The organism is Pseudomonas sp. GW823-FHT03E05 (genome assembly GCF_058796855.1).
In genome coordinates this window covers 686792-712103 of sequence record NZ_JBXAJB010000004.1, presented here as the reverse complement: position 1 = coordinate 712103, position 25312 = coordinate 686792, and the positions used below count along the sequence as shown (strand labels likewise).

Below are 25312 nucleotides of genomic sequence, written 5' to 3'. Positions count from 1 at the left end.
ACAATTGTGCAAGAAAGCCGTCCAGGGCCCGGGCCAAAACCCCAACGGGCCGGGGGTTATCCCGGGTAGGGCGGGCTGTCGGCAGCGCCCATTACAGATAAGTAATCTGCCCGCGATCATCCTGACAGGGTCGGTTGCTTATCCTCGCTGGCGTCAACTGGACGAGGAAGCTGTGATGAAAGCAATCAACCTGAGTCTCGCCGCGCTGCTGCTGAGCCTGGCTTCCCTGGCGCAGGCCGAAGGGGGAGGCGACCGTACGTTCGCCCGGGCCATGGTGGAAAACCAGAAGGCCATGGAGCGCTATGCAGCGAACCAGGGCAAGCCGGCGCCGGTGGTGCAGGCGTACCGCTACGGCATGAAGCTGGATGTCGCCAAGGTGGTCAACGTGACCCCGCCGATCAAGTCCTGCGAGGTGGTGCCTTCGCGCATGACGTATGAGGATTCCGCCGGCCAGCTCAAGACCATCGAGTACCAGGTCATGGGCCAGTGCCGCAACAACGGCAGTTGATGGGCCGCCGGCGCTGCTGTGCCGGGCCCGCAGGGGTGGGCCCGGCCAGCGTGGCTGTACTCAGTCGTTGCCGGAGCCGGGGTGCAGGGCGACGATCATGTCCACTTCCACCGAGGCATTCTTGGGCAATTGATAGACCCCCACCGAGGTCCGGGTGTGTACGCCGGCGTCGGCAAAGATCGAATAGAGGACTGCGGAGGCGCCGTCCGCCACTTCGCTCTGCTGGGTGAAGTCCGCCGCACTCTGTACATAGACGTTGATCCGCAGGATGCGCTTGATCCGCTGCAGGTCGCCGAGCATCTGCTCGAGGATCGCCAGGGCCCGCAGGGTGCAGATCTGCGCCCCGTGCCGGGCCTGCTCCAGGGAGGTTTCGGCACCGACCCGGCCAACCACCATCACGGTATTGTCGATACGCGGGATCTGCCCGCTGACATACACCTCATCGCCATTGCGCACCGCCGGCACGTAATTGCCGCCAATGCGCATCTCGCCTTCGAAACTGTGTCCGACCTGTGCTGCGGCCTGCTGGAAAAGTGCCTTGCGTGATGCATCCATAGTCCAACTCCGTCGATCGCCCTGGAATTTCCCGTCACCGACTATACGCGCTCCTTGGTTGCGCGAAATCCCCGGCTGCAGGCCCGAATTCCGCGGCCTTGCTGGCTGCGGAATTATTTTTGTCAGACAAGCCTCAATGGCTATTAAGAAAAATCTTTCAGGGCCGATGTTAGGCCCAAAGCAGTCCACTTTTTCAGCCCCCCCCCGGTACATCCTCATGTTCAATAAACGCTTGAAGCAGGAGTTGTCGACTCTACGCGAAGAACTTTCGAGCCTTCAGCAAGTGAAGGAGAGCCTTGAAAGCGAGATGCTCGTCATCAACCTGAGCGCCGATGGACGGATTCAGTCGGTCAATCACAATTTCGCCCAGGAAATGCTCTACAAGACTGGCGATCTGGTGGGCCGGGCCCTGGAGGACATCGTCCCGGAACACGTCAAGCATGATGAGTTTCACCTGCGGTTCAAGGCGACCCTGACCCGGGGCGAACACTTTGCCGGGGCGGTGCGGCTGCTGCGCGGCAATGGCCAGGAAGCCTGGCTGCGTTCCATCTCCCAGCCGGTTCGCGACTCCGAGGGGCGGATCAAGTATTTCGCGATCTTCTCCAGCGACCTGACCCGCACCATCGAGGCCTCTCGGGAGCACGAGAACCTGATTGGCGCCCTGATGCGTTCCACCGCGCTGATCGAGTTCGACCTCAACGGCAACGTGCTGACGGCCAATGACCGCTTCCTTTCCAGCATGGGCTACAGCCTGGCGCAGATTCAGGGCAAGCATCACCGCATCTTCTGCGAGCCGGAGGAGTACAACAGCCAGGCCTACCAGGCCTTCTGGAAACGCCTGAACGCCGGGGAGTTCATCGCCGAGCGCTTCAAGCGCATCGACGCTCATGGCCGGGTGGTCTGGCTGGAGGCTTCCTACAACCCGGTCATGGACGCCAACAACAAACTCTACAAAGTGGTGAAGTTCGCCACCGTGATCACCGACCAGGTAAACCAGGAACTGGCCGTGGCCGAGGCGGCGAGCATTGCCTACAACACCTCGCTGCAGACCGACAACAGCGCCCAGCGCGGCACCACGGTGGTTACCGAGGCGGTGAACGTGATGCGCGATCTGGCCAAGCACATGCAGGAGGCCGGCGAAGGCATTGGCGCCCTCAACGAGCAATCCCTGGTGATCGGCAGCATCGTCAAGACCATCAGCGGGATTGCCGAACAGACCAACCTGCTGGCACTCAACGCGGCCATCGAGGCGGCCCGGGCCGGTGAGCAGGGACGTGGTTTCGCGGTGGTGGCCGATGAAGTCCGGCAACTGGCCTCGCGCACCAGCAAGGCCACCGAGGAAATCGTCGGCGTGGTGCGCCAGAACCAGGATATGGCCCGCGAAGCCGTGGAACTGATGGCCGAAGGCAAGCTGCAGGCCGAGCAGGGGCTGGCCCTGGCGGCGGAAGCCGGCACCGTGATCGTCGAGATCCAGGACGGCGCGCAGAAGGTGGTCAGCGCGGTCGGCCAGTTCGCCAACCAACTGTCCTCCTGATTGCTCCCCAGCACAGTGCTCCCGCCACGGGGCACTGTGGATTTCAGGGCGGCATCGGCCAGCCCCGGCGCACTTGGCGCCATTCATTTCCCACGCTGAGACACTCGGGCCTGACCGATAGGGCCCCGGGCGACGGCTGCGCCCAAGAAAAACCAAGAAATTTCCTAGAGGCTTGTAGGAAGTGTCTGGAAAGCGCTGCGGGGCTTGGAGAAAGCCCCAACTGCGCCGATGGCTAGGGGTTGTTGTATCCACTCCTAGTCTTTCGGTGTATCCATGTTCAACAAACGTTTGAAGCAGCAACTTGCCACCCTGAGCGACGAGCTGAACGCTCTGCAGCAATTCAAGGCCTGCCTGGAAAGCCAGGTGCTCAATCTCGAACTCGATGGCGAGGGGGCCATCCGCCGGGCCAACCAGAACTTCATCCAGGCCCTGGAACTCGATGGCCAGCCACTGGCCGGCGTGGCCCTGGAGAGCATCATCTCGCGCCACCCGCAGGCTGTGCCGTTGTATCGCGAATTCAAGGCGGCCCTGGGGCGCAACGAAAGCTACACCGGCCAATTGCGCCTGCAACGCGGAGGCGGCCGCGAGGCCTGGCTGCAGGTCTGCGTGCAGCCGATCCGCGATGGCGCCGGGCGGCTCGATCATTACAACCTGATCTGCACCGACCAGAGCGCTTCGGTGGAAAGTGCCTGCGAGCATGAAAACCTGATGGCGGCGCTGCTGCGCTCCTCTGCGGTGATCGAGTTCGACCTGCAAGGCCGGGTGCTGACGGCCAACTCGCGGTTTCTCGCCTGCATGGGCTACCGGCTGGATGAGGTCCAGGGCCAGAACCACCGCCTGTTCTGTGAACCGCAGGAATACGAAGGGCCCGGCTACCAGGAGTTCTGGGCACGGTTGAACGCCGGCGAATACATCGCCCAGCGGTTCAAGCGCATCGACAGCCAGGGCCGGGTGGTGTGGCTCGACGCTTCCTACAACCCGGTGCTGGACGCCAGTGGCCAGCTCTACAAGGTGGTGAAGTTCGCCATCCTGATCACCGATCAGGTGAACCAGGAGCAACGGGTGGCCGAGGCGGCGGACATCGCCTACAGCATCTCCCGACAGACCGACACTAGCGCCCAGCGTGGCTCGGCGGTGGTCACCGAGACCCTGGACGTGATGCGTGACCTGGCTACCTGCATGCAGCAGGCCGGGGACGGCATCGAAGCCCTGAACGAGCAGTCCCTGGTGATAGCGAGCATCGTCAAGACCATCAGCGGGATTGCCGAACAGACCAACCTGCTGGCCCTCAATGCGGCCATCGAAGCGGCCCGGGCCGGTGAACAGGGGCGGGGTTTTGCGGTGGTCGCCGATGAGGTCCGGCAACTGGCCTCGCGCACCAGCAATGCCACCGACGAGATCGTCGGCGTGGTGCGCCAGAACCAGGACATGGCCCGCTCGGCGGTGGAGCTGATGGCCGAGGGCCGGCAGCAGGCGGAACAGGGCCTGACCCTGGCAGCGGAGGCCGGCACGGTCATCGTCGAGATTCAGGACGGTGCGCAGAAAGTGGTCAGCGCGGTCGGCCAGTTCGCCAACCAGCTGTCGGCCTGAGGGCGTGGGCGTGCGCCTTGGGGGCGCACGCCCGGGTTGCTAGCGTGGCGCAGGCCCATGGCACTCGTAGTGCAAGCGGTCGAACCACTCGCCGTGCAACAGGAAGCTGCGCCGCGAATGGCCGTAGCAAGAGAAGCCGCAGGCTTCCAGCACCCGCACCGAACCGGTGTTCTGCGGCCGCGCATTGGCTTCGATGCGGCTCAGTTGCAGTTCGCCGAAGGCGCGCAGCAGCACCTGCTGCACCGCAGTGCGGGCAATGCCGCGGCCGTTGAAGCGGGCGCCGACCCGGTAGCCCAGTTCCGCGCAATTGAAGTAGGGGCGCTGCACCCGGTGCAGGTTGACGCGCCCCACCAGCACTGCGTTGTCGCGGATCAGGAACTGATAGCCGCGGTCTGCCTCGGCATCCTCGCACGCCTGGTTTATGGCTTCGGCGACCCCTTCGCGGGAGTAGTAGGTGGCAGGCCGGGCGTTGATCGAGGCTTCGAAGAACGCTCGGTTTTCCCCTTCGAAGGCCAGCAGGTCATCCAGGTCGTCGAGGTGGGGAGCGCTGATGTGCAGGTGGGTCATGGTGCCAGTGCCTCAATCCGTGAAGGCGCTTTCTTCTCACGATCCGCGGGTGTTCAGCAAGCCTCCAGGTGCGGTTTGATCAGCTCGGCGAACCATTCGATGAACACGTTGAGGCGGCGCGAGCGATGGCGCCGGTCGGGGTATAGCGCGCAGATATCCATGGGCGCCACCGGCAGTTCACGGAGCACCTGCACCAGCTCGCCACGGTCCAGCAGGTGCTGCACGTCGAAGCGTGGCACCTGGATCAGCCCCAGCCCCTGACGGCAGCAGGCGATGTAGTTTTCGACGTTGTTGACGATCACCCGGCTGGGCAGCCCCAGCAGGTGCTCGCGACCTTCCAGCAGGTATTCCCAGGGCTGCTCGCGGCCGGTGTCCGGGGAGGCATAACCGACCATCCACTGGCCGTTCTGCAGGTCCTGGGGGGTGTGGGGCTCGCCCTGTTCGGCCAGGTAGGCGGGGCTGGCGCAGTTGATCAGCGCCAGTTGCCCCAGGGGGCGGGCGACCAGGCTGCTGTCGGCCAGGCTGCCGACGCGGATCGCGCAGTCGATGCCTTCCTGGACCAGGTCGATGCTGCGATCGCTGGCGCCCAGGGCCAGTTGCAGGCCGGGGTATTGCGCCAGCCATCGGGGCAGGGCGGGGACGATCAGGCGCCGGGCGATGCGGCTGGGCACATCGATGTTCAAGCGCCCGCTGACGTCTATCTGGCGGTGGTGGAACAACTGGTTGAGTTCGGCGGCGTCTGCCAGCAGGCGCCGCGCCCGTTCCAGCAGAATGGCGCCGTCGGCGGTCAACTGCACGTGACGGGTGGTGCGGTGCAGCAGTCGGGTGCCGAGGCCGGTTTCCAGTTGCTGCACGGCGGAAGAGACGGTGGCCCGTGGCAGTTCCAGGGCATGGGCAGCCTTGATGAAGCTACCCATGTCGGCCACCTGGATGAACACGCGGTATTGCTCAAGCTTATCCATCGTTTGAACGATCCTGGTTCGGGGGCGCCTGACGGCAGTGGATCGCAGCATCGGCCGAGGCGATCGATGCTGCGGCTCGGCAGGCCAATTTACCCCTTGGGCGCCAGGATTACTTGGTGGTGTAGCCGCCGTTGATCAGTAAGGTCTGGCCAGTGATCCACCAGCCTTCGGTGACCAGGTGGCGAATGAAGGGCACCACGTCCTCGATATCGGTGAGCCCGGTCTTGCTCGAAGGCGACAGGGCTGCGGCGCTCTTGTGGTACGCCACGGCGTCGGCGCCTTCGGCCGGGTAGAAGAATGGGGTATCCATGGGCCCGGGGCCGACGGCAGTCACTGAAATGCCGCGGGCACCGAACTCCTTGGCCGCGGCCCGGGTGAAGTGTTCCACCGGCGCCTTGGAGCCGCCATAGGAGGCATAGAACGGAGTGAAGGCCCCCAGCAGCGAAGTCACCAAGGTCACCAGCTTGCCGTTGTCCTCCAGGTGCTTGCCGGCTTCCTTGATAAAGAAGAAGGCGCTCTTGGCGTTGACCGCGAACATCTGGTCGTACTCGTCCTCGCTGATTTCAATGATGGGTTTCTTCAGCACCTTGCCCACGGTGTTGATGGCGATGTCGATCTTGCCGAAGCGCGCCTTGGCCTCGTTGAACAGCTGCTCCACGGCACTGGCGCGGGTGAGGTCGGCCTGCCACGCCTGGGCCTCCACACCCAGGGCCTTGAGTGCCGCCACCGTGGCCTCGGCGTCGGCCCGGCTGGCGTTGCTGTTGTAGTGCACGGCCACCGCCCGGGCACCGTGGCTGGCCAGGTCGCGGGCAATCAGGCCGCCGAGGTTCTTCACGCCACCGGCGATCAGCACGACTTTGTTGTTCAGGGAGTGATCGGTCATGGCGCGGGTCCTTCAACAATTGGGGTGAAGGCTGAGTCTAGTGTCTGCACCGCTGTTGATAAGCCGTCGGCGGCTGGACGGATTATCCAGAAAATCCGGCCAATGACCTTGCCTGCCGACGGCCGCGATGGGGCTACAATCGCAGTTTTTTTCAGGAGCCAGTCATGTCCGATCTTCGTCGCCCGGTACCGCTGGACAAGGCGTACCGCTTGCTCAACCACGGCCCAACGGTGCTGGTCAGCGCAGCCCATGGCGGGCAGCGCAACATCATGGCCGCGGCCTGGGCCATGCCCCTGGATTTCGAGCCGCCGAAAGTCGCCGTGGTGCTCGACAAGTCCACCTGGACCCGACAACTGCTGGAGGCCTCGGGCACCTTCGTGCTCAATGTGCCTTGCGTGGCCCAGGTGGATATCGTGCAGAGCCTGGGCAACAGCTCCGGGCTGGAGCTGAGCCAGGGCGGTAGCGACAAGTTCGCCGCCTACGGTCTGCAGGCCTTTGCCGGCGAGCAACTGGCGGCGCCGCTGCTGGAAGGTTGCGTGGCCTGGCTGGAATGCCGGCTGCTGCCCGAGCCCCACAACCACCAGCAGTACGACCTGTTCCTTGGCGAAGTGATTGCCGCCCAGGCCGATGCCCGGGTGTTCAGCGAAGGGCGCTGGCACTTCGACGGGCACGACCGGCTGCGTACCCTGCACCATGTTGCGGGCGGGCATTTCCTGACCATCGGTGACGCCGTTGACGGTCGGCAACTGCCCCTGGTCGGCGAGCCCTGAGTCAGGGAATCAGCCGGTAATCACGCAGCCGCTGCAACTGTTCGAGCACGCTCTGGTGGCTGTCGATGCAACCGGTAAAGCCGGCCTGGCGGATCTTGATGGTGCTTTGCACCATGTCGTAGCCGGTATTGAGCCAGCCATCGACGAAGGGCCAGGCGGCGATCTGCTCCCAGGGCGTGGGGCGCAGTTGCTGCTCCTGGACAATGCGCGCCCACAGCGGCGCCTTGTCGGCCATCTGCACCCCCAGGTTCATCGGTTGCGGCGCGGCGCTGGCAAGGCCGAAGAACCCGGCGATCTGTGGCCACAGGTGCTGCCAGCGAAAGTGATCGCCATTGGTCACGTTGAAGACCTGCTGCTGTGCATTCGGTGAAGTCAGGGCCCAGAGCACGGCCTGGGCCAGCACCCGGGAATCGGTGGCCTGGTGCAGCGCCGACCAGGCCTGCAGGCTGCCGGGAAAACGCAGTGGCAGGTTCAGTGCCTGGCTGATGGCGGCGAAGCTGGCGATGCCGGTGAGGATGTTCATCGGTGAGTTGAGGCTGGGGCCCATGACCCCGTCCGGACGCAATACCGTCCAGGCAAAACCCTCGCGTTCGGCTTCATGCCACAACAGGTCTTCCTGATCGTTGTAGAAGATCGGCCCCATGAAGCGCGGGTCGCTTTCCTTGGCTGGCGTCTTATAGGGCCCCAGGTGTTCACCGTAGGATTTGCCGCCACCGATCAGCACCACCTGGCGCAACCTGGCTCCGGCCTGGCGCAGGGCCTTGAGGCTGTGCTCCAGCATCGCCAGGTTCGGCGCCACTGTGGCGGCCATGCTTTCCCGCTCGCTGTAGGCGCAGAACACCAGGTCGGTGACGCTGCCCAGTCCGGTAAAGGCGCGGGTGGTGCCGGCGGCATCCAGCAGGTCGGCGCTGATGTGCGCCGGTGCCGGGCTGCCGTCCAGCAGGCTGGTCGGTGGGCGGCGACGGGCGGCGGTGGTCAGTTGCCAGCCCGGGGTACGGTGCATCAGCTCGACCACTGCGGTGCCGACCACGCCATAGCCGCCGATCACCAGCAAGTGACGGTCCGGGGAAGTTGAAACGCTCATCTTGGATACCTCGAATAAAGGGATCGCCAGCATAGAGTCGGGTCTTTGAGTGAAATAGACTGCCGGCCGGAACAGCATCTGTGAGTTGAATTCATATGGCGGGCAGCGAGATCAACCGGTTTGCCGAGATGGAAACCTTTGTCGCGGTGGTGGAGTGTGGCGGCTTGTCGGCCGCTGCGCGGTTGAGGCAGGTGACGCCTTCCTCGGTGAGCAAGCTGCTGGCGCGGCTTGAAGCACGCCTGGGCGTACGCTTGCTCAACCGCTCCACTCGCCAGTTGCAACTGACCGCGGAAGGCCGCGGCTTCTATGAAAACAGCGTGCGCCTGCTGGCAGACCTGCGAGAAGTGGAGGGTGAGGCCAGCAGCGCCCGGGCTCCGGTGGGCCGGGTGCGGGTCAACACCAGCGCCTCCTTTGGCCTGCATGTGCTGGCGCCCCTGGTGGCGGAGTTTCTCCAGCTGTATCCGCAGGTGTCCCTGGACCTGGTGCACAGCGATGCCCTGGTAGACCTCTTGGGAGAACAGACCGATGTGGCGATCCGCACCGGGCCGCTGGCGGATTCGCAATTGATTGCCCGCAAGCTCGGGGAAACCCGCGGCGTTGTCGTTGGCTCCCCGGCCTACCTGGCTCGCTGTGGCGTACCGCAGACCCCGGAGGATCTGGCCGCGCACCACCTGCTCGGTTTCGACTACGCGCGGGCCGTGCCGGGCTGGCGCCTGGGCGCGGCGGGCGAGAGCCAACAGCTGCAGCCCAATGGCCGGGTGCAGGCCAGCGACGGCGAAGCCTTGCGCCATCTGGCGCTACACGGTGCCGGGCTGGCGCAACTGGCGGCTTTCACCATCGCCGATGACCTGGACAGCGGCAGGCTGGTACCGGTACTGGAAGCCTTCAACCAGGCGCCGCTGGAAAGTTTTTATGCGCTGTATGTCGGCCAGGGCGGCCACGTGCCGTCGCGGGTGCGGGTGTTCATCGACTTCCTGGCACAGCGGGTGCGCTTGTAGCCGCCACTGGTCAGGCGTGGCGACGGATGCTTGAATCAACCCCCTGGCGACTTTTCCAAGGACAGAACATGCATGCAGTTTTCCAACGACTGGTGAGCCTGCTGGACAGCCACCAGGCGCGCTATCGGGTGATTTTTCACCCGGCCGAAGGGCAGTCGGCGCGGGTTGCCGAGATCCGCGGCACCGAACCTGGGCAGGGGGCCAAGGCCATGCTCTGCAGCCTCAAGGGCACAGACGAGGTGTATGGGCTGGTGATTCTCAGCGGCGACCAGAAGCTGGACATGAAAAAGGTCGGCGCGGCCCTGGGGGGCAAGAAGGCGCAACTGGTATCGCCGGAGCTGGCCAGGGAGCTGACTGGTTGCGTGATCGGCGCCATTGCTCCGCTGAGTTTCGATCCGCGCATCCGGCTGATCGTCGACCCGCAACTGACCTCCCGCTATAGCGAGATCGCCTTCAACGCCGGGCGCCTGGATGCCTCCATGGTGCTCGATACCCAGGACTACCTGAGGGTCGCCCAGCCGCTGCTGCTGAGCGTGACCCGGGACCTGGAGAGCGACAGCGCCCAGCCCGGTTGAAGGCGGCTACCAGCTCAACCGAACCAGGGCCTCGGCAAAGGCGGTGAGCTTCGGCGAGCACTGGCGCGAGGGCGGATACACCAGCGACAGCTCGCGGCTGCGCCCGGCATGTTCCTGCAGCACCGGCACCAGCCGGCCGGTGTCCAGGGCTTCGCGTACCGCGAACTCCATCAGTTGGGCAATGCCGAAGCCGCCGAGCACCGCGTCCACCAGGGCATCGCCGATATCGAAGATCAGCCGGCCCTGGACGGCCAGGTCCAGGGGCTTGCCCTGGTCCATGAACTGCCAGTCCACCAGCCGGCCGCTGCGCAGGTTACGCACGGCCAGGCAGTTGTGCTGCTGCAGGTCGGCCAAGTGCCGAGGCGTGCCATGGCGCTCCAGGTAGCCTGGCGCCGCCACCGTGACCCAGCGCAGGGGCGCCAGGGGCCGGGCAATGAGGCGCTGGTCCTGGATCACCCCGGTGCGCACCACCGCGTCGAAACCTTCATCGATGATGTCCACCACCCGGTCGGTCATCACTGCTTCGATGCTCAGCCCCGGGTGCTGGGCCGTCAGCTCGCCGATCACCGGCATCACCACCTTGCGCCCGAACAGTGACGGGGTACTGATCTTCAACATTCCACTGGGGGATTCGCGTCGGTCCAGCAGCAGGTGTTCGGCATGGGCCAGTTCCGCCAGCAGGGGCGTGGCGCGCTCGACCAGCACCTGGCCGTCCGGGGTCAGGCTGACACTGCGGGTGTTGCGTTGCAGCAGGCGTACACCGAGCTGCTGTTCCAGGCGGGAAATGGCTCGGGACAGGCCGGACTGGGTCAGCCCCAGGTCACCGGCGGCACGGGTGAAACTGCGGGTTTCGGCAACCCGGACCAGCAGGCGAAGGGCGTTCAGATCCATGATTAAAGTCATTACTGAAAGAGAGAATGGCTTGTTTATCATTTAAACGGCATCGATGACACTGGCCGCCGGTTATTTCCACACAAGGATCTTCGCGATGTCCGCGACCCCGTTAGCCAAGCCGTCGGGCTGGATGCTGTTACTGCTGGCCACCGCGCAATTGATCATCGCCCTGGACGCCACCATCGTGTTTGTCGCCCTGCCGGAAATCGGCAGCCACCTGGGCTTCTCCGCCCAGCAGTTGCAATGGGTGGTCAGTGCCTACAGCGTGGCTTTCGGTGGTTTCCTGCTGCTGGGCGGACGGGCGGCGGACCTCCTGGGCAAGCGGCGTTTCTACATCGTCGGCCAGTCTTTGTACGCCCTGGCCTCGCTGGCCGGCGGCCTGGGCGGCAGCGCGCTGCTGCTGGTGCTGGCCCGGGCGGTGCAGGGTGTGGGCGGGGCGATGCTGTTCCCCGCGACCCTGGCCCTGATCAACACCTGGTACGCCGAGGGGCCGGCGCGCAACCGGGCCTTTGCGGTGTGGAGCGCGGCCTCGGCGGCGGGGCTGGCCCTGGGGGCGCTGCTGGGCGGGGTGCTGACCCAGTACTGGGGCTGGGAGGCGGTGTTCCTGGTCAACGTGCCCCTGGCTGGGGCCTGTGCGTTGCTGGCCCGGCACTGGATACCCGCCGACCCTGCGCGCCAGCGCGGCCGTCAGTTCGACTTGCGCGGCGCGCTGACCGTGACCCTGGGTGGCACCCTGCTGGTGTTTTCCATCGTCCAGGGCCCGGAGTGGGGCTGGAGTGCCCCGGCGACCCTGGGCTGCCTGGCGTTGTCCCTGGCCCTGCTCGGGCTGTTCGTGCGCCTTGAACAGCGTAGCGCCGACCCGCTGATGCCCCTGCGCCTGCTGGGTTATCCACAACTGCGCATGGCCATGGTGATTACCGCGCTGTTCATGAGCAGCTTCGGCGTGCAGTACTACTTCCTCAGCCTGTATTTCCAGCAGGTCTATCAGTTCAGTGTGTTGCAGAGCGGACTGGCGTTCCTGCCCTCGACCCTGCTGTGCACGGCCGGGATCTGGGTCGCGGAGCGGGCCCTGCTGCGCGTAGGCTTGCGGGCGACCCTGGTCAGCGGCTTGCTGCTCGGGGCGCTGGGCATCGGCCTGATGTACCTGGCCCTGCCGGGCAGTAGCGGCTTTGTCGGCCTGCTGCCGGGGATCGTGATCATGAGCATCGGCCAGGGCATGACCTGGACCTCGATGTGGGTCTCGGCCGGGCAGGGTATCGCGGCGTCCGAGCAAGGGGTTGCTGCGGGCGTGGCTTCCACCAGCCAGCAGATCGGCGGCGCCCTGGGGCTGGCGCTGCTGGTGTCCCTGGCCAACACCTTGAGCGCCGGCGGCAATCAGGCCTATGGCATCGAGATGGCTACCGCCGCCAGTGCCCTGCTGGCGCTGTTCGGGGCCTTGCTGGCGCTGCGCCTGCCCCGGGCTGGAGTGGCCTTGCCGGCCTGTTCCGTGGCCCAGGGCTGAAGGCGTCAGCCATGGGCCTGTGGCAGGTGGCGGCGCACCGCCCACAGCACCCCGGCCAGGAGCAACAGGGCGGCGCTGCTTTGCAGCAGGCTGGGCAGGTGCTGCAGGCAGATGAAGCCATAGAGCAGGGCGAACAGGGTCTCGAACACGATCAATTGGCCGCTCAGGGTCAGCGGCAGGCGCCGGGTCGAGGCATTCCACATGCGATTGCCGAACCAGGAGCCGAGCACCGCGCTGGACAGGCTCAGGCCCCAGAACAGCATCCAGCGCTGCTCGCTGGCCTCGGCCCGGGTGCCGGGCAATGAGAACCCGTCCGCCAGCAGCCAGACCAGGGCGCTCATCAGCCCAGTGGTAATGCCCCACAGGGTCGACCACTGGCTGCTGTTGAAACGGCTGCCTTTGAGGTAGCGGGCGTTGTCGGTGGCAAACCAGGTCCAGCACAGCAAGGCGCCGAAGGCGCAGAGCAGGCCCAGGGCGCGCTGGCCCAGTTCCACCGAATCGCTGTGGGCGGTGAGCAGGGTGTCGAGGTTGATGCAGCAGATGCCGGCGAACACCAGCAACAACGGCCAGCGCAGCCGGCGCAGGGGCACGGCATCGGCATCGCCGCGGCCGGCCAGGGTGATGGTCAGCGGCAGCAAGCCGACGATCAGTGCGGTGCTGGCTACGCCGGCCCACTGGATGGCGCTGGCCAGGAGCATGAAATAGATCAGGTTGCCGGTCAGCGCCAGCTTCACCAACAGTACGGCATCGCCCCAGGTCAGGCGTTGCAGCAGCTCCCGGGCCTGAGGCGCAGCCAGGAGCAGGGAGAATGCACCGTAGAGGCTGAAGCGCGCGCAGCTGAGCAGCAACGGGCTGAACTCAGGCAGCAGGCTGGGCACCACAATCGCCAGGCCCCAGACCGCACCGGCCAGGGCGGCATAAGCAACTCCACGTTTCATGCAAACACTCGTACCTAGTCATCAAGCTGCGCAGGCTAGTCATTGCTGACCGGATGGACAAAGGATATATAGGCACCTACCTATTCTCCTGGGGAATGCCTTGTGAGCCGCTTCGCCCGTCATCTGCCGCCGCTGGAAACCCTGGTCACCTTCGAGGCGGTGGGCCGCAACGCCAGCTTCACCCGCGCGGCCACCGAGCTGTGCCTGACCCAGAGCGCGGTGAGCAAGCAGATCCGTGCCCTGGAGCTGTCGCTCAAGACCGAACTGTTCGAGCGCCAGGCCCGGGGGGTGAAGCTCACCGCCAGCGGCGCCTCGCTGTTCGTCGAGGTCAGCACCCAGCTCGAAGCCCTGCTGCGCAGCGTCAGCCGTCTGCGGGCCGGGCGCGACGCCAATACCATCACCGTGCAATGCACCCACGCGGTGGCGCAGTTCTGGCTGTTCCCGCGCCTGCTGGCATTCAACAAGCAGCACCCGGACATCACCGTGAGCATCCATGCCAACAACGACATGGACGAGTCCAGCGTGGCCGAGCATGACTTCGGCATTCTCTATGGTGCGGGGCACTGGTCGTCCCTGGCGGCGGTATCGCTGTTCGCCGAGATGGTCTACCCCATCGTCAGCCGGCGCCTGGAGCTGCCTGTGGTCAAGGAGCTGGCGCAACTGGCCGAACTGCCGTTGATCCAGCTGGACGCCTCGGAGTGGAACTGCATCGACTGGCGGGACTGGTTCCATCATTTCGGGCTGGACTACAGCGCGCCACCGGGGGCCCTGGGGTTCAACCAGCTGACCCTGATGTTCAGCGCGGTGCAGCAGGGCATGGGCGTGGGGCTGGGCTGGGATTTCATGGCCAGCCAGTTGGTGGCCCAGGGCGAGTTGCTGCGGGTTGGCGAGTGGGCGTTCCGCACCGGGCAGGCGGATTTTCTGGTGCATCCGCGGCACAAGCGCCTGTCCGCCAGCGGCCAGTTGTTTCGCGACTGGCTGGTGGCCCAGGCGGCTGAATGAGCGCCCGGGGCCCAATGGCCAGCCCCGGGCTATGGGTCAGAGGCTGGCGCGCGGCACGCTGAAGCGGAACTCGCTGCCCTTGCCCACTTCGCTGTGGGCTTCGATCTTGCCGCCGTGGGCGTGGATGATGCCCTGGGTGATGTACAGCCCCAGGCCGGTGCCGTTGGGGTTGCCTTCCTTCATGGTCCAGTAGCGGTCGAAAATGAATGGCAACTGGTCGGTGGGAATGCCCTCCCCGGAGTCGCGCACGCTGAACACGATCTGCTCGCCGTCGGACATCGCCACCACCCCGACCTTGCCCTGTTTGGGGGTGAACTTGATGGCGTTGCCCACCAGGTTCGACAGCACCTGGAACAGGCGCTCGGGGTCGGCGTTGATCCTGAGGTCCGGTTCGGCGTGGAAGCTGATGTCGATGGCCTTGTCCAGAGCCAGTGGCGCCAGCAATGAATAGGCCTCTTCGAACATCTGGCTGACGTCCAGCGGCTGTGGGGCGATGCTGTAGCGCCCGGCCTCGATCTTGGAGGTGTCCAGCAGGTCTTCCAGCAGGTTGTTCATGCGGCTGGCGGCCTGCTGCATGGTGTCGATGGCCGAGGAAATGCGCCGTGAGGTATGCGGGCCATCGGAACTGAAGGCCTTCTGCATCATGCCGCAGAGCATGGAGATCACGGTCATCGGGTTGCGCAGGTCGTGGGACACCACCGCCACCAGTTCGTCCCGGGCGCGCACGGCCTGTTGCTCGCGCAGCACCTGGCGCGCCAGGTCGTGCTCCAGGGCCGAGCGGCGCAGGTCATTGGCGGCGAAGCGGTCGCCGTGGCTCCACTTGGTGGAGATCCCGGCCATCTCCACTTTCCAGATCTCGAACGAGGTGCGCGGCCGCAGGCGCAGGCCGGCGTCGGAGTTTTCCAGGTCCAGGGGCTTTTGCGGGTTGCCGCTCCAGTTGATGTTTTCCTTCACTTCCGGGCGGAACCACAGCACGCCGTTATCCACAGGCTTGGGCAGGGTCATGGCCAGGACCCCGCTGGCCACCTGTTGATAACTCGCCGCCGGCGGGTAGACGCTGGCCAGGTGATGGCTGGCGAACACCGCCTGCCCGGTGCCTTGCAGCCAGCGGTGCAGGGCGCGGATTTCGTCCTGGGGCGGGCAGTTGCCGAAGCAGTGCAGTTGTTTGTCTTCGATGATTGCCACGCCACCGGCCTGGGTCAGGTCCAGCAGCAGTTGCGGCACCTGGGCCAGGCCGTCGAAGACGCTGTCGGGGGTGTCGCGCATGGCCTGGTCGAGGCTGGCCAGGGCGGTGACTTTCTCTTCCCGCTGGCGGCTGATATCCAGGGCTTCCATGGCGCTGATCTGCAACGACAGCACCTGGCCGATGGTCTGGCAGGCAATGCGCAGCTCGTGGGGCACCAGCAGCGGCTGGCGGTTGCCGCAACTGATCAGGCCCCAGAGCTGGTCGCCCTTGAGCAGGGAAATGCTCATGGAGGACAGCACGCCCATGTTCTTCATGTACTGGCAGTGGATCGGCGACACGCTGCGCAGGGTGGCGAAGCTCAGGTCCAGGGCCTGCTGAGTGTCCGGGCGCAGTGCCGGCAGCAGGGGCACCGGCTGGTAATCGGCGTTGGGGATGATCCGCAGCCAATTGCTGCGGTACAGCTCGCGGGCTTGCTGGGGAATGTCCGAGGCCGGGAAGAACAGGCCATTGAACACTTCCATGGTGGGGCGGGTGGCTTCGGCGATCACCTGGCCGTGTCCTTCCTCTTCGAAGCGGTAGATCAGCACCCGGTCGTAGCCGGTCATCGCCTGGATTTCGCTGACGCTGATGGCGTACAGCTCATTCAGGGTCTTGGCCGTCTGCAAGCGCCGCAGCAGGCGCCCCAGGTTCTCGGTCTGCTCTTTCAGGTGCTGGGGCTGCAGGTGTTCGAGCTGGATTTCCAGTTCCAGCATCAGCACTCCCTGGTGGCGATGCAGCAAGCCTTCGAAGCGCGCGCCATTGACGGCCAGGTGCAGCGGTGGCGCATCGGACAACCGCGGCAGTTGCAGCACCTCGCGGATGCGCTGGCCGTCGGTGTCTCCCAGCAGTTGCTCCAGGGGCTGGCCGAGGACCTGCGCGGCAGGCTGGCCCAGCAGGGCCTCGACGTTGGCGCTGATCTGCTGGATGCGCAGGTCCGGCTCCGACAGCGTCAGCAGCACGCCATGGGGCTGGATCGCACCGGGGGAGCGGATTGGCTCATCGGCGCAGTTGGCCAGCAGTTGTTCGAAGGCTTGGGCGTCTTGTGGGGTCATAGCAGCACCTCGCGGCTGTCGAGCCAGTGCTCGAAACAGGCAAATGTGGATTGCGCGGCGCGGACCACTTGTTGTCGTGCGCTCGCGTCCTCGGGCATGCGCCCCAGGTAGTCGAGAAAGTCTTTCCAGCGCCGCCCGGTGGCGGCGCCATACACGTCGAGGAAAGCCCCGCCGTTATCCCCGTGCAGGTCCAGGCGCTGGGCCATTTCCCGGCGCAGGATCTGCCCGCCCAGGGTCGCGCCCTCCAGTACATAGAGGGCGCCCAGGCACGCGCCGGGGCTGGCCAGTGCGGGCAGATGGTCGCAGCGGGGCAGGGCGTCGATGCGCTCCGGGGCCAGGCCCAGGGCCTGCAGGTCGCCGGCCAGGGCCGGGGTCTTGCGGCGCTGCTCCGGGTCGTAGCCGGCAGGGATCAGGCCGCTGTCATGCAGGGCCGCCTCCAGGGGCTGATAGAAGCCGAAATAGGCCTGGATCAGGCGCCGGTACCAGGCCGCATCGAGATGCTCGGAGAAGAACGGCAGGCGCTTTTCCAGGGCCACGTGCAAGGTCGCGGTGCCGGCGCGCAGGTCTTGAAGCAGGGTGGGGGCGGTGGTGTCTTGGTGCGGTTTGGGCATTCAGGGGTCAGGGGTCGCAACAGGTAATGGACGCGCCATGGGCGTCATCGAAAGCTGGGACCAGGCTGTAGTCCCTGCACTAGAGCCATCGCACAGAAAAATAAGAGCGTCACTCTACCTGTGCTTTTTGCACTGACGTACAGTTTTTGACGCACCATTGGTCGGCCAAGGGTAGTCGATCGATGACGTGTTGCTGTGTCTGACTGTGTTCAAGAGGCAGAAATTCCTTTTTCCGTCTCGCAGGTTCAGCGGTGAGGATCAGATCCAGACGTCGTTCTGGGCGGTGCGTTCGCCACCTTGATCGCCGGTGTTGAGCACGCCCTTGGGTTCGATCAGCAGCAGTTTGACCTCCTGCTCGGCCCAGGGTTTGTGCTCGACGCCCTTGGGCACCACGAACATCTCGCCACTGCCGATGGCCACCCGGCCGTCACGGAAGTCGATGTACAACTGGCCGTCGAGCACGATGAAGGTTTCATCGGTGTCGGCGTGGGAGTGCCAGACGAATTCGCCCTGCAACTTGGAGATCTTGAACTGGTAGTCGTTCATCTCGGCGATCACCTTGGGGGTCCAGTGTTCGCTGAACAGGCCGAGTTTGCTGGCGAAGTTGATGCTCTGGTAGGCGTCTTGCGGGGCAGGGTTTTGCATGGTGTGGTCCACCTCAGTGATGAATGAGCGCTGAGGGTAAACAGCCAGGGGCCAGGGCTTCTTGAACGATCGTGTGTGGCCTCAGCGGCCGAGCATCTTCAGCCAGCGCGCCGGTGGCAGGCCGTAGGTCTGGCGAAACTGCCGGGTCATGTGGCTCTGGTCGGTGAAGCCGGCGATCAGTGCGGCGTTGGCCAGGGTCTGGCCCTGCACCAGCAGCGCGCGGACCAGGTCCAGGCGGCGCATGCTCAGGTAGCGGTAGGGGCTGGTGCCGAACAGCAAACGAAAATCCCGGGACAGGCTCCAGCGGTCGCGCCCGCTGTGGGCCGCCAGTTCCTCCAGGGTCAGGGTGCGGTCCAGGGCACTGTGGATGTATTCCCGGGCCCGCTCGGCCGCCACATAGTCGAAACGTTGCCGTGATTGGGCGACCCCGGAGACGCTGTTCAGGGCATGGGCCAGGTCGAACAGGGCGTCTTCCTGTTCCAGCGGGTCCAGGGGGCTGTCGACCCCACGCAGCAGGGCCTCGGTGGCGGCAAACAGCCGCGGGTCGTTGGACAGGCCGCCAGTAATGAAGGGCAGCGGCTGGCCGCCGAGGATCTGCTGGATCAGCGCCGGCTCGACATACAGCATGCGGTAGTGAAAGCCGTCGTGGGTGCCGGCCTCGCCGTCGTGGGCTTCGTCGGGGTGCAGGACCATGGTGGCGCCGGGCAGGCTGTGGCGCCAGCCGCCGCGGTACTGGAAGCTCTGCACCCCGTGCAGGGTGCGGCCGATGGCGTAGGTGTCATGGCGGTGCATGTCATAGCCATGGCCGGCGAAATACGCCTCGATGCGCTCCAGGCCCCGGGCGGGCGGCGCGCGGTGAACCCAGTCGGTGACAGCTGCGGGTTTGGCCATGGAACGGTCCTGATGGATGAAACCAAGGGCCGTACGTTAACTCAGGGGCGCGCTGGCTGTCTTGCCCCTCGGTTCTACGCCGTAGCGGTTCTGCCGGAAGAAGGGCGGCTTGCAGGAGGGTTCCGGCGCTGCACGATGGCTTGCTGCCTGAGCCGGGTTGCGAGGCCAATCGGCGGTTGCCTGGGCAGGCGCGAGTGGAGTAGCGTCGTTCCCCCGGACCCTCTTCATGGCCATCTGTTCCCATGTACGCCTCACACCTGGTTTACCTCGCCCCGTTGTTGTCGCTGGCCCTGCTCTGGAGCGTGGCGGTGATCACCCCCGGGCCGAACTTTTTCACCACTGCACAACTGGCGGCGGGCTGTTCGCGGCGCCATGGCCTGTTCGCCGCCCTGGGGGTGGCCAGCGGCACCGTGCTCTGGGGGCTGGCGGGAGGCTTGGGCATCAAATCGCTGTTCAGCGCGGCGCCGGCGCTGTTCGTGTTGTTCAAGGTTGCCGGTGGCTGTTACCTGATCTACCTGGGGCTCAAGCAGTTCAAGCGCAAGCCGGCCCTGGAGACCCCGACCACCGATGGCGCGAGCCATGCTGCGCGCAGCCTGTTCTCGGCCTACCGGCTGGGCTTTCTCGGCAACATGACCAACCCCAAGTCGGCGCTGTTCGTGGCCACCATTTTTGCCACTTCGATGCCGGCCTCCCCGCCACCTCTGCTACTGGGGCTGGCGGTGCTGACCATGGCCGGTCTGTCGCTGTCCTGGTACTGCTGCGTGGCGCTGTTTTTCGCCAGCAGCCGGGTGGCCGGGTTCTATGCCCGGGCCCGGCGCTGGCTGGACCGCCTGGCCGGTGGTTGCTATGTGCTGTTCGGCGGGCATCTGCTGGCCAATCGCTGAACGGCCGGTGCCTTGCGCCGGCCAGTATCCGCCCCCAACAAGGACGACCCGTCCCCGTATCAGGAGACCGAACATGGCTGTTGTTTTTCGCCCGGTGGCAGAGGCGGACATTCCGCGGATCTGCAGTTTCGTGGGCAATCCCCAGGAGTTGTATTTCTTCTTTCCCGCCGCCACCTGGCCACTGACCCACGAGCAACTGCGCGACTCCATCGCCCAGCGCAGCGACTCGACGGTGATCGAGCGTGACGGGCAGGTAGTGGGCTTTGCCAACTTCTACCGCTGGGCTCGCGGCGGCACCTGTACCATCGGCAATGTCATCGTCGACCCAGAGGTGCGCGGCGCGGGCCTGGCGGCGCAATTGATCGGGCAGATGATCCACATCGCCCACAGCAAGCACCAGGCCTGCGAGGTGACGCTGTCGTGCTTCAACAGCAACGTGGCGGGGTTGCTGCTCTATCCGAAGCTGGGCTTTGTGCCGTTCGCCATCGAAGAGCGCAAGAACAAGGAGCAGGAGCGAGTGGCGCTGATCCATTTGCGCTACAGCCCCAGCTGAATTGAAGAACCGTCAGCAATCATTTTTTCAACGGGAAGCAGACATGAGCAAGTTGCGGGTCGGGATTATTTTTGGTGGCCGTTCGGCCGAACACGAAGTGTCGCTGCAGTCGGCGCGCAATATCGTCGATGCCCTGGATCGCACGCGTTTCGAGCCGGTGCTGATCGGCATCGACAAACAGGGGCACTGGCACCTCAACGACACCTCGAACTTCCTGATCAACCAGGAAAACCCGGCGCTGATCGCCCTCAACCAGTCCAATCGCGAATTGGCGGTGGTGCCGGGCAAGGCCAGCCAGCAACTGGTGGAAACCTCCAGCCAGGAACTGCTGGGGCATGTCGATGTGATCTTCCCCATCGTCCACGGCACCCTGGGCGAAGACGGTTGCCTGCAGGGCCTGCTGCGCATGGCCGACCTGCCCTTTGTCGGCTCCGACGTGCTGGGTTCGGCCGTGTGCATGGACAAGGACATCAGCAAGCGCCTGCTGCGCGACGCCGGGCTGGCGGTGACCCCGTTCATCACCCTGACCCGGGCCACCCGTGCTCGCTACGGTTTTGCCCGGGCCCGGGAAACACTCGGCCTGCCGCTGTTCGTCAAGCCGGCCAACCAGGGTTCATCGGTGGGGGTGAGCAAGGTCGACAACGAGGCCGAATACGAGGCTGCGGTGGAACTGGCCCTGGGCTTCGATCACAAGGTGCTGGTGGAGTCGGCCGTGCGTGGGCGGGAAATCGAATGCGCGGTGCTGGGCAACGACCAGCCCATTGCCAGTGGCTGCGGCGAGATCGTGGTCAGCAACGGTTTCTATTCCTACGACAGCAAGTACATCGACGGGGAGGCGGCCCAGGTGCTGGTGCCGGCGGACATCAGCATCGAGCACAGCGAGCGCATTCGGGCCCTGGCCGTCGAGGCATTCCAGGTGCTGGGCTGCTCCGGGCTGGCTCGGGTCGATGTGTTTCTCACCGATGAGGGGGAAGTGCTGATCAACGAAATCAACTCGCTGCCGGGCTTCACCCGGATCAGCATGTACCCCAAACTTTGGCAGGCCACCGGCATGAGCTACAGCGAGCTGGTGAGCCGCCTGATCGAGCTGGCGCTGGAGCGTCACGCTGAACGACAAGGGCTGAAAATCAACCGCTGAAGCGGATCATCGTGGTTAAGGAAGTGACGAATGAGTTCGGCAACAGATGCATCGGTTTATCTTTTTTCCTACGGCACCCTGCAAGACAAGGCGGTGCAGATCGCCAACTTTGGCCGTGAGTTGAGTGGCAGCGCGGATGCCATGCTTGGCTACGAACAGAGCTGGGTGGAAATCACCGACCCCGAGGTGCTGGCGGCCAGCGGCAAGACCCACCACCCGATCCTGCGCCCGGGGGCGGCGGACAGCGCGCCGATTCCCGGCACCGTGTTCTGCATCACCCCCGAGGAGCTGGCAGCGGCCGACAGCTATGAAGTCTCGGACTACAAGCGGGTCAGCGTGACCCTGACCTCGGGCATCCAGGCCTGGGTCTACGTCAGCGCCTGAGTCTTCGGCTCACTCCGGCGGCAGCATCACCCCGATGCACGCCAGGGCCAGCAGCACCGCCCCGAGCACGATGAACACATAGTTCAGCGGCGTGAAACGGGCGTTGCTGCGGCCTTCGGGATCTCCCGCAGCGGCATTCAAGCCGCGCTGGCCGAGCCAGGTGATCCACGCCAGTACCGGCAGCAGCGCCAGGCTGGCAATGTCGGTCACCGGGTAGCCGATGTTCTTGCGTGACAGCGCGTCCACCACGTTGTTGATGATCATCCCCACCACAAACAGGGTTGCCAGTTCACCGGGCCGCCAGACATGGCTGCGGCCGTCGCGCTTGAGCGTCGCATCGGCTTCGCGGTACAGCGCATGGGTGAAGAAGATCGCGAAGAAGGCCCGGGCCACCGGCCACAGCTCCTGGCCGCTGGCGTGCCTGAACTGATGCCAGTTCTTGTAGGCCCAGTACACCTGGTAGATACCGAAGGTGAGGATGTACAGGGTCAGGAACTTGGCCTTGGACACCACGTAGAACGGCTGTTGCGCCGCTTCGGGCGAGGGGGCGACCAGATCCGCCTGGGGCGGGGCATAGAGGTTGTCAGACACGGGCACTCCTTGGGTTGAGCCTGAGGGGGGAGGCAACGTTAGCTCAGGTTGCTGGCCAAGAACCAGCAGGGGCTCGGTGGCCAACCGGAACCGGGTTCAGGCCCGGGGTGGATCCGCCGGCCGAACGTAGTGAATATCCCATTCACTTTCACCCACCTGAACAAAACCCAGGCGTCGATAAAAACGATTCGAGTCACTGCCGCGCAACGCATCCAGGTGGATGGGTAGCTGCTCGTTGGCGGAGCGTTCCAAAAGCTGCTCCAGGGCCTTGGTGCCGAGGCCCCGCCCTTGGAATTGCGGTAGGACGTACAGGTGCTGCAGGCGCAGGTGATCGCCGTGTGATTGGCTCTGGATAAAGCCTGCGGGCTGTCCGTCACTGAGGATGAAGTGGCAGCGTTCGGCCGCGAAGCTTGCGGCAAAACGCTCCCGGGCCCGCTGCGGATCGAAGCGCCCCAGGCGCTCAAGGCTTTCGCGCATCGCCGCGATGCGCATCTGGACCAGGGTTTCCAGGTCGCTCAGGGAGGTCGGGAGCAGTGCACTCTCGAGGTTCATGTCCGGCCGATCCACGAGTACTGGAAGGCCTTGGCTTCACCCCGGTGCCCGCGTCGACGATAGCTGGCCAGGGCCGGGGTCGAGCAGTAGGTGCACAGCTCGCTGATTTCGATCTGTTCATCACTGATTCCAGCGGCGTGCAGCAAGTGCACGGCATAGCGGCTCAGGTCGAACCACAGGGAATCGGCCTGGGTCGGTTGCGGTGGCGGAATCTGCGGCGGCAGCAGCGGGGCCGGTTGCTCACGGCTCCAGGGGGCCTGTGCGGCCGGCCACAGCGGGTCCTGAGTGGCGGACAGGGTGTCGATGAAATCGGCGCTGACTTCATAGCAGCAGGGTTTGATCGATGGGCCGATGGCCACCCGCAATTGCTGTGGGGTGATGCCCTTGCTGGCGAAGTGTTGCAGCACATTGGCGATGATCCCGCCATGCAGGCCTTTCCAGCCGCCGTGCACTGCCGCGACCCAGGAACCGTCCTCGCTGCTGATCAGCAACGGCAGGCAGTCGGCGGTGACCACTGCGATGGGCCGGCTGGAATGGGTGAGTACCGCGTCGCCGCGGATGATTCCGCTGGGCAGCGTGGTACTGGCTTGCACCACCTCGCCGCTGTGGATCTGCGAGCAGAAGAACAGGTTGGCCGGCAGGGCGGCGCCGAGGGTCGAAAACGCATGACGGATGCCGGATATCTGGTTCAACACACCTGCCTGGAAACTCATCGGGCCTTCGCTCGGTAACCTGGGAATGGCTGCAGAGCATAGCGGTATCCGAGGTACTTTTGCTGACAGACAACGCTGGATAGGCCGGGGCAGACCAGCGGTAGCCTGCTGGTCGGCCCCTTCACCGGGCGTTTCAGGCGCTCAGCGGGATATACAGTTCCACCACGCTGTCCGGGTGCATGGGCCCCAGAAAGCGCTCGCCGGTGTACTCGAACTCCACCGCGTCGATGGGCATCAGCCCGGCGGCGGGCAACCACTCGCTGTAGGCGGCGCGAAAGGTTTCCGGCAGGGTGGCCACGCTGCCGTGATGCTCGACTCGCGCGTAATGGCGGGCAGGGATTTCCAGCTCCACCATGCCGGGCACCAGGGGCGCGTCGGCGGCGACCGGCAGGCCGGCCACATAACGCCACTGGCCGTCTTCCAGGGGCTGGCAGATGCCATAGGTGCCCACCGGCTCGGCCAGGCGCTGGATCTCCTGTTCCCGAGGTTCGAAACGTTGCCAGAGCTCGGCGATGGTGCCCGGGTCATCCTGCTGCCAGGCCATGCCGATGATCCGCTGCGGCGCCAGGAATACCTTCTGTGGTGTCTGCGCGGCTGGGAGTTGGCGCTGCGGCTGGGCCAGGTAGCGCTGCAGATGGCCCAGTACTTTCTGGCTGCGGGCGATCTCGCTTTGCAACTGCCGGGCATGCGCCTGCAGTGACTGCTGCATGTGCAGCACGCTGTCCAGGCCGCCCTGGCCCGCCAGAGTGCGGATGTCTTCCAGGGACATGCCCAACTGCCGCAGCCAGGCGATGCGCCCCAGGGTCACGATCTGTTCCGGGCTGTAGTAGCGGTAGCCGTTGTCCCGGCCGGTGAGGGCCGGGGTGAACAGGCCGATGCTGTCGTAATGGCGCAGGGTCTTGGTGGTAAGGCCGTGGCAGCGGGCCATTTGTCCGATGGTGAGCATGGAGCGTCCTTGGTGTTGTTGGGCTGCGGGGCATGCTGAGCCTTTACCCAAGGGCAAGCTCAAGCCCGGCAGCACGGCTCAGGACGATTTGATCGGCTTGATCAGGCTCTCGGCGGGAATGCCGAACAGCTGGTGCAGTTTCCAGATCATGGGCAGGGTCAGCGCGCGCTTCCCGTTGAGTACTTCGTAGACGCGGTTGGTGCGGCCGATGGCGGGCGCCAGGTCGGCGGCGGACAAGCCGGATTGCTCCATGCGGAACTTGATCGCCTCGATCGGGTTGGGCAGGTCCAGGGGAAACTGCTTGGCTTCGTACGCCTGGATCAGGGTGATCATGACGTCGAAGTAATCGCCTTCAGGTGTTCCGGGCTGCGGTTCGTTGTCGAACAGGGGCGAGACGCTTTTCAGCGCGGCGCGGTAGTCCTGGTCGGTGTGGATGGGGCGGATGTTCATGCGGGTTGCTCCATGTCTACGCTGTCGGCATCAATGGCGTCGTACTCTTGGTGAGTGCCCACGAACTTGATGTACAGCGCACCAAAGCGGTAGGCCACGGCAACGATCAGTCGATACTCGTTGCCCTTGATGTTGAAGACCACCCTGCGGCTTTTGAGAATGCTCGCGTTGCGATACTGGTCCTTGATCTGCGCAGGGTTGGACCACTCGGCTTTCTTTGCTTCATCGACCCAGGCCAGCAAGGGCTGTTCTGCGTCCGGGTACTTCTCCCAGAAGGCCTTCAACTGACTGACTGCAATAATTCTCATGGCGTGAT

29 protein-coding genes and 2 pseudogenes are annotated in these 25312 nt (G+C 65.0%); 14 read left to right on the top strand and 17 right to left on the bottom strand.

Annotation, left to right across the window (positions count from 1 at the left end):
* The first annotated feature begins 175 nt into the window (after nucleotides 1–175).
* Nucleotides 176–508, top strand: coding sequence for a DUF2790 domain-containing protein (locus AC1RCO_RS20275; protein WP_015637022.1), 333 nt, complete (start codon nucleotides 176–178; stop codon nucleotides 506–508).
* A 60-nt stretch (nucleotides 509–568) separates the two neighbouring features.
* Here AC1RCO_RS20275 and AC1RCO_RS20270 read toward each other — a convergent pair whose 3' ends face one another.
* Nucleotides 569–1063 (bottom strand): RidA family protein, encoded by a 495-nt coding sequence (locus tag AC1RCO_RS20270; protein ID WP_011063456.1) that lies wholly within the window; start codon nucleotides 1061–1063, stop codon nucleotides 569–571.
* On the opposite strand from AC1RCO_RS20270, the pseudogene AC1RCO_RS20265 reads away from it, so the two are divergent.
* The 4 genes and pseudogenes from AC1RCO_RS20265 to AC1RCO_RS20250 form a co-directional block, all read left to right on the top strand.
* Nucleotides 987–2003: pseudogene (locus AC1RCO_RS20265) on the top strand (PAS domain-containing protein); the annotation flags it as partial. The gene AC1RCO_RS20270 and the pseudogene AC1RCO_RS20265 overlap by 77 nt on opposite strands.
* A complete protein-coding gene (locus tag AC1RCO_RS20260) occupies nucleotides 1992–2597 on the top strand; it encodes a methyl-accepting chemotaxis protein (RefSeq protein ID WP_370059451.1) in 606 nt (201 codons plus the stop codon). The pseudogene AC1RCO_RS20265 and the gene AC1RCO_RS20260, both read left to right, overlap by 12 nt.
* Before the next feature lie 273 nt (nucleotides 2598–2870).
* Nucleotides 2871–3647, top strand: a pseudogene (locus AC1RCO_RS20255) (PAS domain-containing protein); the annotation flags it as partial.
* Nucleotides 3642–4187 carry a methyl-accepting chemotaxis protein gene (locus tag AC1RCO_RS20250; protein WP_370059450.1) on the top strand — a complete coding sequence of 182 codons (546 nt, stop codon included), beginning with the start codon at nucleotides 3642–3644 and terminating at the stop codon, nucleotides 4185–4187. The pseudogene AC1RCO_RS20255 and the gene AC1RCO_RS20250, both read left to right, overlap by 6 nt.
* A 39-nt stretch (nucleotides 4188–4226) precedes the next feature.
* Here the strand turns inward: AC1RCO_RS20250 and AC1RCO_RS20245 are convergent, their stop codons facing one another.
* The 3 genes from AC1RCO_RS20245 to AC1RCO_RS20235 form a co-directional block, all read right to left on the bottom strand.
* Nucleotides 4227–4754, bottom strand: a complete 528-nt coding sequence (locus AC1RCO_RS20245) for a GNAT family N-acetyltransferase (RefSeq protein WP_015637021.1) — start codon at nucleotides 4752–4754, stop codon at nucleotides 4227–4229.
* Nucleotides 4755–4807: 53 nt separating this feature from the next.
* Nucleotides 4808–5716 (bottom strand): LysR family transcriptional regulator, encoded by a 909-nt coding sequence (locus tag AC1RCO_RS20240; protein WP_019093558.1) that lies wholly within the window; start codon nucleotides 5714–5716, stop codon nucleotides 4808–4810.
* Between the two features lie 109 nt (nucleotides 5717–5825).
* Nucleotides 5826–6599: an SDR family oxidoreductase gene (locus AC1RCO_RS20235; RefSeq protein ID WP_492617983.1), complete on the bottom strand. Its 774-nt coding sequence runs from the start codon at nucleotides 6597–6599 to the stop codon at nucleotides 5826–5828.
* 164 nt (nucleotides 6600–6763) lie between these two features.
* Between AC1RCO_RS20235 and AC1RCO_RS20230 the strand changes: the two genes are divergently transcribed.
* Nucleotides 6764–7369 (top strand): flavin reductase family protein, encoded by a 606-nt coding sequence (locus AC1RCO_RS20230; RefSeq protein WP_011063450.1) that lies wholly within the window; start codon nucleotides 6764–6766, stop codon nucleotides 7367–7369.
* 1 nt (nucleotide 7370) lies between these two features.
* On the opposite strand, the gene AC1RCO_RS20225 is transcribed toward AC1RCO_RS20230, so the two are convergent.
* On the bottom strand, nucleotides 7371–8453 hold the full coding sequence (locus AC1RCO_RS20225; protein ID WP_445494905.1) for an SDR family oxidoreductase: 1083 nt from the start codon (nucleotides 8451–8453) through the stop codon (nucleotides 7371–7373).
* A gap of 95 nt (nucleotides 8454–8548) precedes the next feature.
* Here AC1RCO_RS20225 and AC1RCO_RS20220 point away from each other — a divergent pair, with 95 nt between their 5' ends.
* Both AC1RCO_RS20220 and AC1RCO_RS20215 read left to right on the top strand, forming a co-directional pair.
* A complete protein-coding gene (locus AC1RCO_RS20220; RefSeq protein WP_492617982.1) occupies nucleotides 8549–9451 on the top strand; it encodes a LysR family transcriptional regulator in 903 nt (300 codons plus the stop codon).
* A 68-nt stretch (nucleotides 9452–9519) separates the two neighbouring features.
* On the top strand, nucleotides 9520–10026 hold the full coding sequence (locus AC1RCO_RS20215; RefSeq protein WP_011063447.1) for a YbaK/prolyl-tRNA synthetase associated domain-containing protein: 507 nt from the start codon (nucleotides 9520–9522) through the stop codon (nucleotides 10024–10026).
* 6 nt (nucleotides 10027–10032) lie between these two features.
* On the opposite strand, the gene AC1RCO_RS20210 is transcribed toward AC1RCO_RS20215, so the two are convergent.
* Nucleotides 10033–10917 (bottom strand): LysR family transcriptional regulator, encoded by an 885-nt coding sequence (locus tag AC1RCO_RS20210; RefSeq protein ID WP_072442478.1) that lies wholly within the window; start codon nucleotides 10915–10917, stop codon nucleotides 10033–10035.
* Between the two features lie 97 nt (nucleotides 10918–11014).
* Here AC1RCO_RS20210 and AC1RCO_RS20205 point away from each other — a divergent pair, with 97 nt between their 5' ends.
* A complete protein-coding gene (locus AC1RCO_RS20205; protein WP_015637015.1) occupies nucleotides 11015–12421 on the top strand; it encodes an MFS transporter in 1407 nt (468 codons plus the stop codon).
* 5 nt (nucleotides 12422–12426) lie between these two features.
* On the opposite strand, the gene AC1RCO_RS20200 is transcribed toward AC1RCO_RS20205, so the two are convergent.
* Nucleotides 12427–13359, bottom strand: coding sequence for a DMT family transporter (locus AC1RCO_RS20200; protein WP_011063444.1), 933 nt, complete (start codon nucleotides 13357–13359; stop codon nucleotides 12427–12429).
* Between the two features lie 102 nt (nucleotides 13360–13461).
* Between AC1RCO_RS20200 and AC1RCO_RS20195 the strand changes: the two genes are divergently transcribed.
* Nucleotides 13462–14361, top strand: coding sequence for a LysR substrate-binding domain-containing protein (locus tag AC1RCO_RS20195; RefSeq protein ID WP_011063443.1), 900 nt, complete (start codon nucleotides 13462–13464; stop codon nucleotides 14359–14361).
* A gap of 36 nt (nucleotides 14362–14397) precedes the next feature.
* Here AC1RCO_RS20195 and AC1RCO_RS20190 read toward each other — a convergent pair whose 3' ends face one another.
* The 4 genes from AC1RCO_RS20190 to AC1RCO_RS20175 form a co-directional block, all read right to left on the bottom strand.
* A complete protein-coding gene (locus tag AC1RCO_RS20190) occupies nucleotides 14398–16638 on the bottom strand; it encodes an ATP-binding protein (protein WP_492617981.1) in 2241 nt (746 codons plus the stop codon).
* Complete coding sequence (locus tag AC1RCO_RS20185) at nucleotides 16635–17249, bottom strand: biliverdin-producing heme oxygenase (protein ID WP_019093552.1); 615 nt, start codon at nucleotides 17247–17249, stop codon at nucleotides 16635–16637. Before AC1RCO_RS20185 ends, AC1RCO_RS20190 begins: the two co-directional genes overlap by 4 nt.
* A 258-nt stretch (nucleotides 17250–17507) precedes the next feature.
* Entirely contained in the window at nucleotides 17508–17894 is a 387-nt protein-coding gene (locus AC1RCO_RS20180; protein ID WP_011063440.1) for a cupin domain-containing protein, read from the bottom strand.
* Nucleotides 17895–17975: 81 nt separating this feature from the next.
* Nucleotides 17976–18785 (bottom strand): AraC family transcriptional regulator, encoded by an 810-nt coding sequence (locus AC1RCO_RS20175; protein ID WP_047285399.1) that lies wholly within the window; start codon nucleotides 18783–18785, stop codon nucleotides 17976–17978.
* 242 nt (nucleotides 18786–19027) lie between these two features.
* On the opposite strand from AC1RCO_RS20175, the gene AC1RCO_RS20170 reads away from it, so the two are divergent.
* The 4 genes from AC1RCO_RS20170 (at nucleotide 19028) to AC1RCO_RS20155 (ending at nucleotide 21744) form a co-directional block, all read left to right on the top strand.
* Nucleotides 19028–19669, top strand: a complete 642-nt coding sequence (locus AC1RCO_RS20170) for a LysE family translocator (RefSeq protein WP_053153815.1) — start codon at nucleotides 19028–19030, stop codon at nucleotides 19667–19669.
* Nucleotides 19670–19742: 73 nt separating this feature from the next.
* Nucleotides 19743–20222, top strand: coding sequence for a GNAT family N-acetyltransferase (locus tag AC1RCO_RS20165; RefSeq protein ID WP_492575250.1), 480 nt, complete (start codon nucleotides 19743–19745; stop codon nucleotides 20220–20222).
* A 43-nt stretch (nucleotides 20223–20265) separates the two neighbouring features.
* Entirely contained in the window at nucleotides 20266–21360 is a 1095-nt protein-coding gene (gene ddlA / locus AC1RCO_RS20160) for a D-alanine--D-alanine ligase (RefSeq protein WP_011063436.1), read from the top strand.
* A gap of 30 nt (nucleotides 21361–21390) precedes the next feature.
* Nucleotides 21391–21744: a gamma-glutamylcyclotransferase family protein gene (locus AC1RCO_RS20155; protein WP_445494919.1), complete on the top strand. Its 354-nt coding sequence runs from the start codon at nucleotides 21391–21393 to the stop codon at nucleotides 21742–21744.
* A gap of 9 nt (nucleotides 21745–21753) precedes the next feature.
* On the opposite strand, the gene AC1RCO_RS20150 is transcribed toward AC1RCO_RS20155, so the two are convergent.
* The 6 genes from AC1RCO_RS20150 to AC1RCO_RS20125 form a co-directional block, all read right to left on the bottom strand.
* Nucleotides 21754–22335, bottom strand: coding sequence for a hypothetical protein (locus AC1RCO_RS20150; RefSeq protein WP_492617980.1), 582 nt, complete (start codon nucleotides 22333–22335; stop codon nucleotides 21754–21756).
* 96 nt (nucleotides 22336–22431) lie between these two features.
* The gene (locus tag AC1RCO_RS20145) at nucleotides 22432–22887 is read right to left on the bottom strand and encodes a GNAT family N-acetyltransferase (protein WP_492617979.1); all 456 of its coding nucleotides are present in this window, start codon (nucleotides 22885–22887) and stop codon (nucleotides 22432–22434) included.
* Nucleotides 22884–23600 (bottom strand): purine nucleoside phosphorylase YfiH/LACC1 family protein, encoded by a 717-nt coding sequence (locus tag AC1RCO_RS20140; protein WP_015637009.1) that lies wholly within the window; start codon nucleotides 23598–23600, stop codon nucleotides 22884–22886. The genes AC1RCO_RS20145 and AC1RCO_RS20140 overlap by 4 nt, the downstream gene beginning before the upstream one ends.
* Before the next feature lie 133 nt (nucleotides 23601–23733).
* The gene (locus AC1RCO_RS20135) at nucleotides 23734–24546 is read right to left on the bottom strand and encodes a MerR family transcriptional regulator (RefSeq protein ID WP_492617978.1); all 813 of its coding nucleotides are present in this window, start codon (nucleotides 24544–24546) and stop codon (nucleotides 23734–23736) included.
* A 78-nt stretch (nucleotides 24547–24624) separates the two neighbouring features.
* Nucleotides 24625–24996, bottom strand: a complete 372-nt coding sequence (locus tag AC1RCO_RS20130) for a helix-turn-helix domain-containing protein (RefSeq protein ID WP_370058042.1) — start codon at nucleotides 24994–24996, stop codon at nucleotides 24625–24627.
* The gene (locus AC1RCO_RS20125; RefSeq protein ID WP_065365177.1) at nucleotides 24993–25304 is read right to left on the bottom strand and encodes a type II toxin-antitoxin system HigB family toxin; all 312 of its coding nucleotides are present in this window, start codon (nucleotides 25302–25304) and stop codon (nucleotides 24993–24995) included. Before AC1RCO_RS20125 ends, AC1RCO_RS20130 begins: the two co-directional genes overlap by 4 nt.
* Nucleotides 25305–25312 lie beyond the last annotated feature (8 nt).

Excerpts from the sequence above, each read along its gene's own strand:
- AC1RCO_RS20190 (WP_492617981.1), bottom strand. The coding sequence starts at position 16,638 with ATGACCCCACAAGACGCCCAAGCCTTCGAACAACTGCTGGCCAACTGC.
- AC1RCO_RS20155 (WP_445494919.1), top strand. The coding sequence starts at position 21,391 with ATGAGTTCGGCAACAGATGCATCGGTTTATCTTTTTTCCTACGGCACC.
- AC1RCO_RS20260 (WP_370059451.1), top strand. The coding sequence starts at position 1,992 with ATGGACGCCAACAACAAACTCTACAAAGTGGTGAAGTTCGCCACCGTG.
- AC1RCO_RS20135 (WP_492617978.1), bottom strand. The coding sequence starts at position 24,546 with ATGCTCACCATCGGACAAATGGCCCGCTGCCACGGCCTTACCACCAAG.
- AC1RCO_RS20240 (WP_019093558.1), bottom strand. The coding sequence starts at position 5,716 with ATGGATAAGCTTGAGCAATACCGCGTGTTCATCCAGGTGGCCGACATG.
- AC1RCO_RS20245 (WP_015637021.1), bottom strand. The coding sequence starts at position 4,754 with ATGACCCACCTGCACATCAGCGCTCCCCACCTCGACGACCTGGATGAC.
- AC1RCO_RS20130 (WP_370058042.1), bottom strand. The coding sequence starts at position 24,996 with ATGAACATCCGCCCCATCCACACCGACCAGGACTACCGCGCCGCGCTG.
- AC1RCO_RS20185 (WP_019093552.1), bottom strand. The coding sequence starts at position 17,249 with ATGCCCAAACCGCACCAAGACACCACCGCCCCCACCCTGCTTCAAGAC.
- AC1RCO_RS20220 (WP_492617982.1), top strand. The coding sequence starts at position 8,549 with ATGGCGGGCAGCGAGATCAACCGGTTTGCCGAGATGGAAACCTTTGTC.
- AC1RCO_RS20230 (WP_011063450.1), top strand. The coding sequence starts at position 6,764 with ATGTCCGATCTTCGTCGCCCGGTACCGCTGGACAAGGCGTACCGCTTG.
- AC1RCO_RS20215 (WP_011063447.1), top strand. The coding sequence starts at position 9,520 with ATGCATGCAGTTTTCCAACGACTGGTGAGCCTGCTGGACAGCCACCAG.
- AC1RCO_RS20175 (WP_047285399.1), bottom strand. The coding sequence starts at position 18,785 with ATGGCCAAACCCGCAGCTGTCACCGACTGGGTTCACCGCGCGCCGCCC.
- AC1RCO_RS20140 (WP_015637009.1), bottom strand. The coding sequence starts at position 23,600 with ATGAGTTTCCAGGCAGGTGTGTTGAACCAGATATCCGGCATCCGTCAT.
- AC1RCO_RS20205 (WP_015637015.1), top strand. The coding sequence starts at position 11,015 with ATGTCCGCGACCCCGTTAGCCAAGCCGTCGGGCTGGATGCTGTTACTG.
- AC1RCO_RS20235 (WP_492617983.1), bottom strand. The coding sequence starts at position 6,599 with ATGACCGATCACTCCCTGAACAACAAAGTCGTGCTGATCGCCGGTGGC.
- AC1RCO_RS20275 (WP_015637022.1), top strand. The coding sequence starts at position 176 with ATGAAAGCAATCAACCTGAGTCTCGCCGCGCTGCTGCTGAGCCTGGCT.
- AC1RCO_RS20270 (WP_011063456.1), bottom strand. The coding sequence starts at position 1,063 with ATGGATGCATCACGCAAGGCACTTTTCCAGCAGGCCGCAGCACAGGTC.
- AC1RCO_RS20170 (WP_053153815.1), top strand. The coding sequence starts at position 19,028 with ATGTACGCCTCACACCTGGTTTACCTCGCCCCGTTGTTGTCGCTGGCC.
- AC1RCO_RS20180 (WP_011063440.1), bottom strand. The coding sequence starts at position 17,894 with ATGCAAAACCCTGCCCCGCAAGACGCCTACCAGAGCATCAACTTCGCC.
- AC1RCO_RS20200 (WP_011063444.1), bottom strand. The coding sequence starts at position 13,359 with ATGAAACGTGGAGTTGCTTATGCCGCCCTGGCCGGTGCGGTCTGGGGC.
- AC1RCO_RS20145 (WP_492617979.1), bottom strand. The coding sequence starts at position 22,887 with ATGAACCTCGAGAGTGCACTGCTCCCGACCTCCCTGAGCGACCTGGAA.
- AC1RCO_RS20210 (WP_072442478.1), bottom strand. The coding sequence starts at position 10,917 with ATGGATCTGAACGCCCTTCGCCTGCTGGTCCGGGTTGCCGAAACCCGC.
- AC1RCO_RS20165 (WP_492575250.1), top strand. The coding sequence starts at position 19,743 with ATGGCTGTTGTTTTTCGCCCGGTGGCAGAGGCGGACATTCCGCGGATC.
- AC1RCO_RS20125 (WP_065365177.1), bottom strand. The coding sequence starts at position 25,304 with ATGAGAATTATTGCAGTCAGTCAGTTGAAGGCCTTCTGGGAGAAGTAC.
- ddlA (WP_011063436.1), top strand. The coding sequence starts at position 20,266 with ATGAGCAAGTTGCGGGTCGGGATTATTTTTGGTGGCCGTTCGGCCGAA.
- AC1RCO_RS20225 (WP_445494905.1), bottom strand. The coding sequence starts at position 8,453 with ATGAGCGTTTCAACTTCCCCGGACCGTCACTTGCTGGTGATCGGCGGC.